Consider the following 13,358-nt stretch of genomic DNA (forward strand, 5'->3'; position numbering starts at 1 on the left):
TCTCAACTAAGCTCAGAGGGATTCGTAGAGGGACCGTAGGCTCGCCGTAGCGACCGCTGCCAACATGACGGCCAACGCCGCGGCGAGTTCCGCCTCTTGCCTTTGGTCATGCGTGTCTGTCCACCATTGACCGATTCTGCTCTGCATATCCGATCCCGGCAATACGCTCTTGAGGAATATCTGCTCATCCGCTTTGCTGAGGAATGCGCGGGCTTTCCATGATGATCGCGGCGATAACGGCAGTGGCACTAATTGCGACAGCAGCATTTCTGCTGTCCGTCGCGTGGCTTTAAAGGCCTAACCGGCAGCTGACCACCAATGGAAGTATACCTTATGGCTTCCGCCTCTAACGCACGCTGCCGTTTGCGCGTCTCTCCCGTTGTAGGCAATGAGATCCCCAATCGGTTCGCCTGACGTCTGACGGCCTGCACATTACGTTTCATGGCCGCAGCAATTTTGATCGGCGATGCCCCCGCTTCAGCCATGGCTTTAAGTTTTTCACTTTCTTCGGCCGACCAAGGCCGGATTAGCGGCATCATCACTCATACTCCACCAATCGAAGCGGCGTCTTTTCCCTATGGCGCTCGTAGGCTGCAATCGCCTGGTTCGACAGCAGCAGAGGACTGACGACCCCCTGCCCGATCTGGCACGCGACATACTTCCCGATAAATTCAAACGCTTCTTGCGGATAGGGCAAGCGCCCAACCCCCGCGAGGTAATCCAGCGCGATCTTTACGGATTGCTCGTGCAGGGATTCCGCTGACTGGCTCAGGCTGCCAGCTCCTTGCGAACTGCGGCGGCTGAGTTGCCGACCTTGTCGACCGTCTTCTGCAGCTTGTCTTTGTCCACGCCGAGCTCCTTGGTCCAGTACTTGACCTCGTGCGCCTCGTGCATGTTGATCTTGCTGCGATCGGGCTGACCTTTATTCGTCAGATCGTCCATGGCGTCCTCCAGTGCTTGATGCCTAAAGGAACGAATTTCTGACCCTCTTGTTCCAGCGTGGTCAGTATGGCGGATGGCAGCAATAGGCCGGGAAGTCGAGCTCGTTGCGGTATTGATGCCGGCCTTCTAAAGGCACGAGGTGTCTTTTTGCCGCCGCTTGATCTGCACGCGCATGCGCGCGAATCGGCGCTTACGTGAGTCCCATGGCAACACGTTGGCCACGGCGAATGAACTTTGGGTTGAGTGGCGGGTTGAGACGTATGCCCAAGCGCACACGGACATCGGCTCCTATGGGCCTCCAACCTTCCCAGTCGGAATCCTGCTCGCAGATGATGCCGGCAATGCCGATGGCCGGAAATTCCAAGACCGGCCCATTTCGTCCGATCAAGAAATCGGCGAGCGACAAGGAGCGTGCTCACTCTGCGAAAGCGACGCTCCGTAAATCATTGCAGAAGCAGCGAGCTATGCAGCGCGGCTAGCTGTTGCGCTGAAGGTCGTTCTGCCGAAGGAACGAGAGGCCATGCACCGTAAGGCGGTGATGATCGGTCTCCCCTTCACCGTGCAGCTGGTCAAGATGCTGGGAAAGCTGGGCGCGGACGCCCGGTGCTTCCGAATGTCCTGAGAGGGCGCCATAAATATTGATGGCGCGGTCGACGGCTGGGATGTTCATGGCGAGCTTTCTGATGGTCATAGCTACCCGTTCACCGTCGCCATGTGCGACAGTTGTCTGGAGTCAAGCCCCGTTACTTCCGATCGTTCCGAAGTTTCTCAGTTCTCGGTCGTATCCAGGGGGGATCTTACCGGATGATGGATCGAGTTCGCATTCAGCCAGTCCTCGTTGTCTGCAGCTGAGATCCAGTAGTGTGCCATCTGTAAAAGCCGGAGAGCTTCAGCTTGGTCCGTGGCTTCTTTTGCCTGTCTCGCTGCATCGGATGCCATCAACCGAAACGACGTACCTTGGCGCATTTTCGCTCTCCATTTCAGCGAAAACATAAGCGACTGTTGCGCGAAAGGTTTCTTCGACGGACAAAGGACTTATGAGATCCGGCTCCAGTGAGGAGCCGGACATATAGCCTCAGAAATCATGCTCTGCTTCGACGTTAACAACAGATTTGGCCAGCGCGGTCAACGCAACGTCAATGGCCTTCTCTTCTTTCAGCGTTGCATCGAGAAGCGAGACAGCATCTGGCATCCCATGAATAAGCCGCCCCAGCTCACCGGGGCCTGCAACGCGCGATTTCTTTCCAAGACGCGATGACCGCATTCACCCAGCGCTAAGGTTCACCCGCGCCCTGTCGGGGCAAACGAGAAAAGGGCCCCCCTGAGGGGAGCCTTTTGATTTGAAGAGCAACGCGCTCAGCGGTGGCCGTGGTGCATTCCACGATGCATGTGACCATGGACGTCAGCAATGCGTCGCCGCCTTTTTTCTTTCCTCACTCATGAATTGGAACGGAAGCACGAAGAGCATTGCGGCAACTGATATTGCCTTCATTCCTCCCTACGTTTTCGATCAGCGTAGACCATCCCATTGCTGGTGAAATTCAAAGCAGGCCCCTGCGCTCGAAACAGACCATTCCATGCCGTCACATAAGAGTTACCGTTTTGTGGCGGCGCTTTTTTTCACCTTGGGCTCGCGGGTCCAGAGCCGAAGGTCGGCTAGCATTGCGACAAAACCTGCTATGTCCTTCTTCGCCGTCAAAGCGACGACGCCCTCGTCCAACGAGTCCTCGATGCCGGCCTTCGCGAACAATGGCCTTGCCGCTTCGACGTAAGCGATGAACTTGCAGTGCGCGAATGCATCGGCCACGAAATCGCGCGCTGTCGATTGAGCCAGCAGATCACTGATGCCGCTCTCGCCGGGGAGAAGGGCAACAGCATCGAACAGGACCGAAGGACCGCCATCGATCATCTCGTCGACCTCAATGAGCGTCCCGTCGTCGGCTTCTGCACCGGTCACCTTCGGTGCAACTATCGCGCAGCTCCCACCTGCTTTGATGACTGCCGCCTTCAAAGCGTTCAGTAGCTTGGCGTCGACACCGTCCGTCACAAGGATCCCCAGTTTCCGCCCTTCAAAGTGTTGCGGACCGTTCGTGACGATGCTGAGGGCAGGAGAGGCCTCCAGATCGTGTCGCGTAGCCACCGCCGCATCGGCGGGTTTGGGCATCTTCCTCAGACCGAGCATCTCGCCGACCTTGCCGGCGAGAACCTCGTCTATGTTCAACAGATGGGACACCATGCGCTCGCGGATCACCGGGGTCTTCACCTTGCTCAGTTCGAAGGTGAGCGCCGCAGCGATATGCTGCTGTTCGCCCTCGGTCTGGCTGATGAAGAACTGCCGGGCCTGGCTGTAGTGGTCTGCGAAACTCTCGGGCCGAAGCCTGCGCTTGGCCCCGTCTTCGATGTCGGCGAAGCTCCGGAAGCCCTTGGCAACCGACTCCCGTGGACCAAGCCCGAATGAGTTCGGCTGATAGTTCGCTCGGCCAACCGGATTGCGCATGGCCATGTGGCCGTCCTGCTGAAAATGGGCGAAGGGGCACTTCGGGGCGTTGATCGGAAGGTGCGTGAAGTTCGGGCCCCCAAGCCGCTTGAGCTGAGTATCGAGGTACGAGAAGTTCCGGCCCTGCAGCAGCGGGTCGTTCGAGAAGTCGATGCCCGGCGGTACGTTCTGCGTCATGAATGCGACCTGTTCGGTCTCCGCAAAGAAGTTGTCGGGCATGCGGTCGAGGACGAGACGTCCGATCGGGATGGGCGGAAGCAGCTCTTCCGGAATGATCTTGGTCGGATCGAGGACGTCGAAGTCGAACTTGTCGGCGAAGTCCTGATTGAACAATTGAACCTGAAGCTCCCACTCCGGATAGTTGCCAGACTGGATCGCCGTCCAGAGATCGCGCCGGTGGAAGTCTGGATCGGCGCCATTGATCTTAACGGCCTCGTTCCACAGCACGGATTGCAGACCCAGCTTCGGTTTCCAGTGGAATTTGATGAAGGTCGACTCGTCCTTGGCGTTGACGAGCCGGAAAGTGTGGACGCCGAAGCCTTCCATGAAACGGAAGGAGCGCGGCAAGGCGCGGTCGGACATCACCCACATGATCATGTGCATGCTTTCCGGCGTCAGCGAGATGAAGTCCCAGAAATTATCGTGCGCTGACTGTGCTTGCGGAAATGCGCTGTCCGGTTCTTCCTTCACGGCGTGGATGAGATCCGGAAACTTGATTGCGTCCTGGATGAAGAACACGGGGATGTTGTTGCCGACGATGTCCCAGTTGCCTTCTTGGGTGTAAAGCTTCACGGCGAAGCCGCGGACGTCGCGCGCCAGGTCGAATGACCCCTTGCTACCCGCCACCGTGGAGAACCGGACAAACGCTGGCGTGCGCTCGCCGGCGCGCTGGAAGAGATCGGCGCGGGTGTATTTCGCCTGAGACTTGTAATTCTCAAAGAAGCCGTGCGCCGCATAGCCGCGCGCATGGACGACCCGCTCTGGAATGCGTTCGTGGTCGAAATGAAAGATCTTCTCGCGGAAGTGGAAATCCTCGAGCAATGTCGGCCCGCGGGCTCCCGCTTTGAGTGAGTTCTGGTCGTCGAGGACCGGACCGCCCTGCGCCGTCGTTAAGGTCTCATCACCTGGGCCAGCGATTTGGTGGAGTTCGCCGCCCTCTCGACGAACGAGCTTCTGGTCATGGATGCTGGCGCTGGCGTCCGATCGCTTAGTCGATTTGGCCATGTGGGTCCCGCTCTCTCTCTCGAAGGATTCAAAACTGCGGCGTTCCAACTGAACCGGCAGTCATCCGTTCCGGGGGCGACCATCGATTCTGCGGTCGAATCCTCCGCATACCCAAAGGCGCAATGCACCTTGCTTCTCGGCTGCAAAGAGGTCCGCATCGACGGCCGAATAGCGATCCACCGGTCTCGTCGCGGTCGCGAGCGCACAGCAACTAACTGATCGACACAGGAGACTTAAAAAACGCCGCCGGTCCCCCGGCGGCGTTTCGTTCATATCACCTGAGTAACAGAATCAGGATGATCAGCGGGATCGGAATTCCAAGTAGCCATAGCAGAATAGGCATTATTCTCTCCTTATCGCTTGCGACGCGTTTTCCAAGTTCCGTCTCGAAGCCCACCACCCTCGGTCGCCGCCAAGCTCGCAGAGAAAGCGCCGATCAGTAGTGAAGCCGTGAGCCAAAAGGCGAGCTGAATCGCAGCCTTGCGAGCAGTATCGGCTGAGGCCTTGGCGTCATTGATGACTTCGGTAACGCGCTTGTCCGCGTCGGGTTCGCTCAAACCGGTGCGAGCGGCCACGACTTTATTGACGTAAGCGCGATCGGCAGGCTTCAGCTCACCGGCTCGGAGGCTAGAGGCCATTATGCGGGACAGTTCACCGCGCGCGTCAGCACTGTTGCCATCGCCGGAGGGTGTCGATGGACGCAATAGTGCGTCGATGTAGCCTTCGGCCGGTCCCGCCTGCGCCGCAGACGCGGTCGCACCGGCAGAGGCTCCTAACGTCACGCCGCTTAAAACGGTCGTCGCTGGCGAAGCCAGGAGTACTGCACCGAGCACCGTTGCAAATGCCCATGCCAGAAACCCATGCGCGGTGTCGCGGAAATAGACTTCATCCGAATGAACGCCAATCCAGCGCGACCGCAGACGACCAGCGAGATATCCGCCGATCGACGAAGAGATCATCGCGATGACGATCAGATAAATTCCCGTAGTGATTTTGAATGTCGTAGCCGATACACCGGAGGACCAGGGCGACACGACAGACAAGCCAAGCCCTGTTCCGAAAGCGATAAGAACGAGTGTCAACGCGAGCGAGACGACGGCACCAGCCGCGACTGCAGCCCACGAGACACCAGCAACTGAAGGCTCGTCTAGGCCAGGGGCAGCCGGCTGCACGACAACAGTATCAATCATTGTGAAATTCCCATTGGAGCGGCTCCGGAATAGATACCGATGCCCACACAATGTGCAGCCGAACGCATAGTTCCGCCCGGACTTAGCAAATGGGTGTCCCCACTCGGACGCCTTCTACAAAGGTGTCGCTAGACAGAGTCGTGGCAGCCCAAACTACTCGATGAACCCAGGATAGACTTTGTTGAAGAGCACGGTCCGCGCGTGGGAAATGTGCAGCGCGCTATGCCTGTCGAGATGTGTAAGCCGACGCCATCCTCTCGGACGAGAGAAGCACGATCCACTACGAAGATCCTAACGAACCGCGCATGGGACTCGAGGCTATCGGTCGGCCCGATAGATGAAGGTCGACAAAATGGAAGAGCCGCCCACTGAGGCGACCTTATTTCCCGCGTTCGATGTCGCGAGCTTGCTGTTCTAGTTCGTCGGTCAGTTGCAGTATGTGGCGTTGCGTTTCGGTGTCGGTCACCATACGCGCGAGCGCTCGATACTTCGCCACTTTATCCCGCAGCTCTCTGACGTTGTTTCGCCGATTGTCCATTATTCGCTCCCCGAGATTTATGACTCGGAAGCGCGAAGAATGTTTCAATGGACACAAGGGTTTCTCTTAGTCTGGGCCGGGTGTATCGTATTTTCTCGGCGGTCGAAGGCCCGGCGAGCTAAGCCAGTCCTCCATATGGGCGGCGATCTCGGTTTGCCGAGCCTTTTTCAGGACCTCATCCCGAATGGGTCCATATGCCAACATCTTTGCTTCGTGGCGCAGATTTTGCGCTTCTTCAAGCAACCGCTGTTTCAAAGATTCTGATAGTTTAAAACGTCGCCTATTGATCATGGCGCGCTCCTTTCCATCAGGGGAAGGCGGGAGCGCAATCGGCGTTCTCATCACCGATAAAAGCTACATACAGGGCGATGATGTCTATTGAACCGGCCAGGCTACGTAAGGTTCCTCTCTCTAAATCAAACTAGGCTACTACCGAAATCAAACTAGCCGCTGCGGCCGGAGACCGGCCAGTACCGAAACCGGCCATGACTCAATTTTCGCGGCCCATTCCGTTCTCATTCAAACAGATGAAGACCTCGCCCACGCATCGTGCTTAGCGTCCGGCCGTTCGGCTCACAGGACGCATCCTTATGCTCAACGGAGACACGTCCAGCGAGAGCTATCGCGCCAGCCACCAGTCGGCGGATATCGTTGCCGACTATGCCAAGACCTTCGAGGTGGGCTATTGCGCGGCACTATGGCGGAACGTCGAGCAGCCCTTGCTCGAAAGCATTCTGCGCCCACTCGGAGGGCCAGAGCGAACAAGTCTCGATTTCGCGTGCGGAACCGGCCGCATTACTAAGGTCTCAGCCTCGTTCTTCGGCTCGGTTGTCGGAGTCGACGTGTCGGAAGCTATGCTCCTGGCAGCGTCAGTACCCGATAATGTCACGTTACGCTGCATCGACATCACGAATGACCCTGGCCAACAGATATTTGACGTCGCCACCGCGTTTCGATTTTTCCTGAATGCAGAGGATGCGCTTAGGCGCGATGCCTTGCGGGCGATCTACCGGTACCTCCGCAAGGATGGCGTGCTGGTGTGCAACATCCAATTGAATGCGACGTCGCCAATCGGGATGGTCAGTCGTATCCTGAACTGGGCATATCCAAGGAGGCCTCGCAACACCCTGACCTTGGACCAATTTTCGAGAGTGCTGTCGGCTGAGGGATTTGAGGTAATTGAGAGCACGTATTACGGCTATCTCCCGCGACCGGGCAGCTTCCTTCCGCGCCTCTGTGAAGTGCTGGTCGGACCATTCGAAAAGATATGCCGGAGCCTCAAGGTCCCGGGTTTTCTCGCGGAGCATTTTCTCATTGTGTCGCGAAAGGCGTAGGCCGAACGCGCATCTAAATTCCGTCCTATCACAAGTTCCCGGCCCAAACGGATTCGACTTTTGTTCTTGATATGTTCTAATCAAGGATATGAGTGACAGACCCGCGAGCTGGCGCATGCCGACGCCCGAACAGATGGAAAAGATGGCTTCCAAGCCAAGCCGCCCACCGGAGCCACCTGTTCCGGCGCCCGGCCCTGCAGACGATCTGCCGGAGGCGTATTGGGATTCCATCATTCGGGATCCTCGCGGCCAGATCCGCACCGGTGTTCCCATCCAACAGCGACGCTTGTCCGAAATTCCTCGGCACGTCCTGAGAGTGACCTGTCGCCGCTGTGACCGCATTGTGGAAATCAAGACAGTGGATGCTGTGCGCCTCTATGGCCAATATGCCGTCTGGAAAGACGTGGGCATGAAGCTGCTCGACAACGGCTGCCAAGAACACACAGGACGCCTTGAGGAAGATGGTTGCTGGCCGTCATTTGAGACGACATAGCGCTTTTTGATTTTTCATTTTTGACTGTCACGCTTGGATGCCCATATGGCTCCGAAATATCACCCCACGCCCCTATCAGGCCGCAACCGGAAAGCTCTGAATAAAGAGCTCCGACATGCGCGCGGGATGACCGCCATCCTGGCCACCCAGTCCAACTAGAAAGCCCAGCTACGGGGCGCGCGGGACTTCTCCAAATTTGCCGGCCTTGACACAGCCGCCTTTGAGGTGCCGAACACTGCAATGGCAAATAAAGCTCAGTTCTCCATTCTCCCTTATCAGCGGCGCCCGGGATTCTGGCGCGCAGCTATTTCCCGCAAAGATGGGGCCGTCCTGACTATGAATGGCATTACATTGAAAAGCGTTGTCACGTCCGCGGATTTCCCATCAGAAGAAGAGGCTTATACGGACGCCGAGAAGGTTATCCGTATGATTTAGACAGAGGATTCCACCAGCTCAGTAGACGCGCGCTACCGGAATCGGACTGCGACAGCGGTGCAGCCTTGTGGGTACCGCCAAATCGGATGCGCGCTAGTAGTTTCGCGGGAAGTGAACGATGGCAGAGACAAACAACGCTGAACGCGGCCTTTTCGAAAGCGAGCGTGCCTTTCGGCTCCTCGTTCAAGGCGTCACAGATTATGCGATCTATCTGCTGGACCTGAACGGCATTGTAGCAAATTGGAATGCAGGCGCCGAGAAGATAAAAGGATATTCCGCAGATGAAATCGTGGGCCAGCACTTTTCGGTGTTCTACCCCCCGGAAGACCGGGAAGCAGGACTTCCCGCCGCTGCGCTAGAGATCGCTCGCCGGGATCAGCGCTTCGAAGCCGAAGGCTGGCGGATGCGCAAAGACGGTTCGCGATTTTTTGCTTCCGTCGTCATTGATGCCATTTATGAAGATGGTGTGCTTATCGGCTTCGCGAAAATCACGCGGGACATCACCGAGCGAATGCAGGCACGCTTCGCATTAGACGAGAGCGAAAATCATTTTCGCCTGCTGGTGGGAAATGTCACGGACTATGCTCTGTACATGCTTGATCCGGAAGGTCGGGTCACCAGCTGGAACTTGGGTGGCCAGCGAATCAAAGGCTATCTTCCGGAAGAAATTATTGGCCAGCACTTTTCGCGCTTTTACACCCCTAGTGATCGTGAAGCGGGAAAGCCGGCGCATGCTCTTGAGACTGCCCGCAAGAAGGGCCGTTATGAGGAGGAAGGCCTACGCGTCCGCAAAGACGGCACGTTTTTCTGGGCGAGTGTGGTCATTGATCCCGTCCGCAATGACGCAGGTGAGCTGATCGGCTTTGCCAAGATAACGCGCGATATCACGGAACGACGTAATGCAGCGCAGCAGCTTGAACGAATACAAAAGCAGCTGGCTGAATCACAGAAGATGGATGCGCTCGGTCAGCTGACCGGCGGAGTGGCGCATGACTTTAATAACCTGCTTATGGCGGTTACAGGTAACACTCGGCTCATCAAGCGCCACGCCATTGACCCTCGCGTGGTCAAGGCAGCAGACGCGATTGAGGCAAGTGTTCGTCGCGGGGCTGCGCTAACGCGCCAGCTCCTGACTTTTGCGCGGCGCCAACAAGTCAACCCGGTGCTGCTTGACGTTGGAGAGACGGTGCAGGCTGTGCGCGAAGTCTTGGCCACGGTCCTAGGCAGCGCGATAAAGCTCGAAATCTCCGTACCGGCCGGAATCTGGCCGGTCTTCGCGGATCCAACCGAACTCGAGACCGCAATCATCAATCTCGGCATCAACTCTCGTGATGCCATGCCCGACGGGGGCACGTTGACGATCACAGCAGAAAATCATCGTGTCGCGGACGATGATGATAAAGGCGAGCATGTGAATATCAAAGTGATCGATACCGGCGCTGGCATTCCTGAGGATGTCATTGCGAAGGTGTTCGACCCGTTCTTCACGACCAAACCTGTCGGCAAGGGAACGGGATTAGGGCTCTCGCAGGTCCATGGCTTTGTCAACCAGGCCGGCGGCAGGGTCGAGGTCAAAAGCAAGCTCGGCGCAGGCACGGAAATCGTCATTCGGCTCCCGCGCGGAGAGGGCCATGCTGGGACGCATGAGGCAGAGGTTCTGGCCGAAGGCGCCGGTACCGTTCTTCTCGTCGAAGACAATCCCGATGTTGCAACCTCCAGCACCGTTCTTTTGGAAGAGCTGGGATATCGCGTGAGATGGGTAACGGACGCAGAGTCCGCAATGCGCGAAATTGAGCGCGACGGCATCGACGTTGTATTCAGTGATATTGTGATGCCGGGAAAAATGGATGGTCTCGGCCTCGCTCGCAATCTCAAACGCAGTCATCCGCACATGCCGGTGGTTCTTGCGACAGGCTATAGTGACGCCTCACGGAAATCGGGTTCGGAGTTTCTGCTATTGCGCAAACCCTACGAGCTTCACGAACTCAGCAATGCATTGGAGACAGCTCGCAACAGTGTCGCTTGACAGCATCCTCTGATCATCCTTGTGAAGCGCGCCCGGTCGGGCCGGCTCTGCACCGCTTTCCGTGCTGAACCAGTTTCTAAAGGTGATTGCCTCTCACAACCGAAAATATGTTGTGCCACAGAGCGACCACCGCGCCGAGCTCGGCTCGGAACGATGTTCAGTTGATCGCATAGCCGGAACGGACAAAGTCCTCCCGAGGAGGAACACTACGGTATTTTGGGCGATTTATTTCTCCGCGGCTCTTTACGTCTGATTTATAGAGCGCAGAATGAGATCCATTATGCAGTCGGGAGGAAGCGATGAAAGAGCTTCTACACGCAAGAGCAATGGAGAGCATTTGTCGACAGCGCGCCTCGTTCTTTCCCGAGGAAAGCTGGAAATTTCTAGCAGAAGCCGAAATGTGGAAGCACCGGGCGCTTGATTTGATTATCGACCATCACGTTGACTGCAACCAGTCGGCTCCACCAGATGCTACTGAACCTTCTTGTATTCAAGGGTCGCACTAGGTCCTTCACTTCGGCACTGCGGGTTTTATTCACGTATCAGCGGCGAGCTGCGCCGCATACACGAAATCCAATGGCCCGAAATAGATACGCCTGCAGTTGTCATACGCGCCTCCGCGACGACGGAATCAAAACATGGACACGGCCGCCCTCGGCGCGACTGACGATCGCCATGCAGATTGGTTCTCCCAAGCACACCTCCGGGAACAAGAACAACTTTCGGTATATTGGACTCTCGATTTCGCAACATGGAGAGACCGACGAAGAGGTCCGTTGGTATTGCAAATGCTTCCAATAATGGTTTTTTCGCGCCTATTGCTGCATGTCGGCTAGTTCGTCCACCAAAACACGAACATTCTCGCTGTAGTCCACCGGCACCACCACGAGGTGGAGGCCACCGGCCGCGAAGGCCTTCTCCAGTGTCGGCGCCAGACCGCCCGCCTCGGTCACGCGATGACCCTGGGCACCGTAGGACTGCGCGTAGGCGACGAAATCCGGATTGCCGAAAGTCATCCCCGCATCGGCGAAACCGTCGACGGCCTGCTTCCATCTGATCATCCCGTAGGCGTGATCCTCGATTACGAGCACGACGAGATCGAGCTTCAGACGCTGGGCGGTCTCCAGTTCCTGCGAATTCATCATAAAACCGCCGTCGCCGGCGACAACGAGCACACGGCGCTTCGGATTCAGCAGCGCCGCCATCATGCCCGACGGAAGCCCCGCTCCCATCGTCGCAAGCGCGTTGTCGAGCAGCAACGTGTTGGCGACGTCCGTGCGGTAGTTGCGCGCGAACCATATCTTGTACATCCCGTTGTCCAACGCGACGATGCCGTCCGCCGGCATGACCTGGCGGACGTCGTGGACGATCCGCTGCGGCGTCAGCGGAAAGCGGTCTTCGCTGGCACGGTCGCCGATGTGGCGCAGGATGTCCGCGCGCACGCCGTCCCACTGCGTGGTCTGCTGGAGCTTCCCTTCGAGCTCGGTCGCCAACATGTCGAGACCTTTCGCGATGTCGCCGATAAGTTCAGCTTGCGGGTAGTAAACCTCCTCGACCGTCGCTGGCGTAAAGCCGATGTGAAGCACCTGATGGCGACCACGCCCCATGATGAATGGCGGCTTTTCGATGGTGTCGTGGCCGATGGTGATGATCAGGTCGGCGCAGTCGATTGCGCGATGCACGTAGTCGCGTTCGCTCAGCGCCGCGGTGCCGACATAGTAGTCGGACGCCCCGCCGACGGCCCCCTTCCCCATCTGCGTGTTGAAGAATGGGATCTTCACCCGGCGGACGAATTCGGAGAGCGCGGGCGCGAGCCTGGGCCTGCTTGCACCGGCACCGAACATGAGCAACGGGCATTTCGCCGAGAGGATGAGCTCGGCGGCCTTCCGGACGGCGTCCATCGAGGGCGCCGGGAGATCGGTCAGGTGAACCGGGACGACCGAAACGCCGGAAACCTTCTCCGCTGCGACATCTTCCGGAAGCTCCAGGTGCACGGGTCCGGGACGCTCCTCCATCGCAATCCGGAAAGCGTTCCGGACGACGGTCGCGATGGAAGACGCACCTACGATCTGCTGCGACAGTTTCGTGAGTGGCTTCATGCTCGCGACGACATCAACGATCTGGAAGTGCGCCTGCCGGCTGGCGTGGATCGCCTTCTGGCCAGTGATCAGGACCATCGGCATGCCTCCCAGCAGCCCATAGGCAGCCCCTGTAGAGAGATTCAGGGCTCCGGGCCCCAAAGTGCTGAGCGCGACACCTGGCCTCCCTGTGAGGCGCCCGTGGGTCGCAGCCATGAAGGCGGCGGGCTGCTCGTGACGAGTGACAACCAGTTCGATAGAAGACTTGCGCAAGCTCTCGACGACGTCGAGGTTCTCCTCGCCGGGGACGCCAAAGATGCGGTCGACGCCCTCGTTTTCGAGAGCCGCCACTAGCAAATCGGAGCCTTTCATTTCCCGGTCCTCGTTGTTCATCATCAAGCTCCTCCGTTCGCGCAGTACCGGTATTGGACAAACAGGTCCATTTAATGAAACGTTTGGTGGACTTGGCGCCTGAGGCGCGCCTTCGCAGATTGCTAGGATACGCGCCTCCTCGATAGCACCTGCCTGGAACCGACCGGCAGCCGACAGGACGATGGTTGCTGACCCGAGTTCGAGAAGCCATATCCTCGGCTGTTGACGC

Annotated in this window: 12 protein-coding genes and 1 pseudogene; 4 read left to right on the forward strand and 9 right to left on the reverse strand. The window is 57.8% G+C overall.

Going from position 1 to position 13,358, the window contains the following annotated elements:
* Nucleotides 1–12 precede the first annotated feature (12 nt).
* The 8 genes and pseudogenes from A4A58_RS30890 to A4A58_RS29780 form a co-directional block, all read right to left on the reverse strand.
* Entirely contained in the window at nucleotides 13–267 is a 255-nt protein-coding gene (locus A4A58_RS30890) for a hypothetical protein (RefSeq protein WP_068736356.1), read from the reverse strand.
* Nucleotides 268–768: 501 nt separating this feature from the next.
* Complete coding sequence (locus A4A58_RS29775) at nucleotides 769–942, reverse strand: DUF3606 domain-containing protein (protein WP_081422003.1); 174 nt, start codon at nucleotides 940–942, stop codon at nucleotides 769–771.
* A 475-nt stretch (nucleotides 943–1,417) separates the two neighbouring features.
* Nucleotides 1,418–1,633 (reverse strand): hypothetical protein, encoded by a 216-nt coding sequence (locus A4A58_RS22525; RefSeq protein WP_068736360.1) that lies wholly within the window; start codon nucleotides 1,631–1,633, stop codon nucleotides 1,418–1,420.
* Nucleotides 1,634–2,017: 384 nt separating this feature from the next.
* Nucleotides 2,018–2,137 (reverse strand): annotated as a pseudogene (locus A4A58_RS31565) (DUF892 family protein); the annotation flags it as partial.
* Nucleotides 2,138–2,536: 399 nt separating this feature from the next.
* Entirely contained in the window at nucleotides 2,537–4,663 is a 2,127-nt protein-coding gene (locus tag A4A58_RS22535; protein WP_068736363.1) for a catalase, read from the reverse strand.
* A gap of 353 nt (nucleotides 4,664–5,016) precedes the next feature.
* The gene (locus A4A58_RS22540) at nucleotides 5,017–5,835 is read right to left on the reverse strand and encodes a hypothetical protein (protein WP_349509585.1); all 819 of its coding nucleotides are present in this window, start codon (nucleotides 5,833–5,835) and stop codon (nucleotides 5,017–5,019) included.
* Nucleotides 5,836–6,232: 397 nt separating this feature from the next.
* Nucleotides 6,233–6,391, reverse strand: a complete 159-nt coding sequence (locus A4A58_RS30895) for a hypothetical protein (protein ID WP_158005726.1) — start codon at nucleotides 6,389–6,391, stop codon at nucleotides 6,233–6,235.
* 66 nt (nucleotides 6,392–6,457) lie between these two features.
* Nucleotides 6,458–6,682, reverse strand: coding sequence for a hypothetical protein (locus tag A4A58_RS29780; RefSeq protein ID WP_081422027.1), 225 nt, complete (start codon nucleotides 6,680–6,682; stop codon nucleotides 6,458–6,460).
* Between the two features lie 299 nt (nucleotides 6,683–6,981).
* Between A4A58_RS29780 and A4A58_RS22550 the strand changes: the two genes are divergently transcribed.
* The 4 genes from A4A58_RS22550 (at nucleotide 6,982) to A4A58_RS30435 (ending at nucleotide 11,185) form a co-directional block, all read left to right on the forward strand.
* On the forward strand, nucleotides 6,982–7,725 hold the full coding sequence (locus A4A58_RS22550) for a class I SAM-dependent DNA methyltransferase (protein ID WP_068736367.1): 744 nt from the start codon (nucleotides 6,982–6,984) through the stop codon (nucleotides 7,723–7,725).
* A gap of 115 nt (nucleotides 7,726–7,840) precedes the next feature.
* Nucleotides 7,841–8,218 carry a hypothetical protein gene (locus A4A58_RS22555; RefSeq protein WP_068736369.1) on the forward strand — a complete coding sequence of 126 codons (378 nt, stop codon included), beginning with the start codon at nucleotides 7,841–7,843 and terminating at the stop codon, nucleotides 8,216–8,218.
* Nucleotides 8,219–8,771: 553 nt separating this feature from the next.
* A complete protein-coding gene (locus tag A4A58_RS22565) occupies nucleotides 8,772–10,679 on the forward strand; it encodes a hybrid sensor histidine kinase/response regulator (protein WP_081422004.1) in 1,908 nt (635 codons plus the stop codon).
* 299 nt (nucleotides 10,680–10,978) lie between these two features.
* Nucleotides 10,979–11,185: a hypothetical protein gene (locus A4A58_RS30435; protein ID WP_139069907.1), complete on the forward strand. Its 207-nt coding sequence runs from the start codon at nucleotides 10,979–10,981 to the stop codon at nucleotides 11,183–11,185.
* Nucleotides 11,186–11,494: 309 nt separating this feature from the next.
* Here the strand turns inward: A4A58_RS30435 and A4A58_RS22570 are convergent, their stop codons facing one another.
* Nucleotides 11,495–13,150 carry an acetolactate synthase large subunit gene (locus A4A58_RS22570; RefSeq protein ID WP_068736875.1) on the reverse strand — a complete coding sequence of 552 codons (1,656 nt, stop codon included), beginning with the start codon at nucleotides 13,148–13,150 and terminating at the stop codon, nucleotides 11,495–11,497.
* Between the last annotated feature and the right edge of the window lie 208 nt (nucleotides 13,151–13,358).

The sequence above is a fragment of the Tardiphaga robiniae genome (assembly GCF_001618955.1).
Taxonomy (GTDB): Bacteria; Pseudomonadota; Alphaproteobacteria; order Rhizobiales; family Xanthobacteraceae; genus Tardiphaga; species Tardiphaga robiniae_A.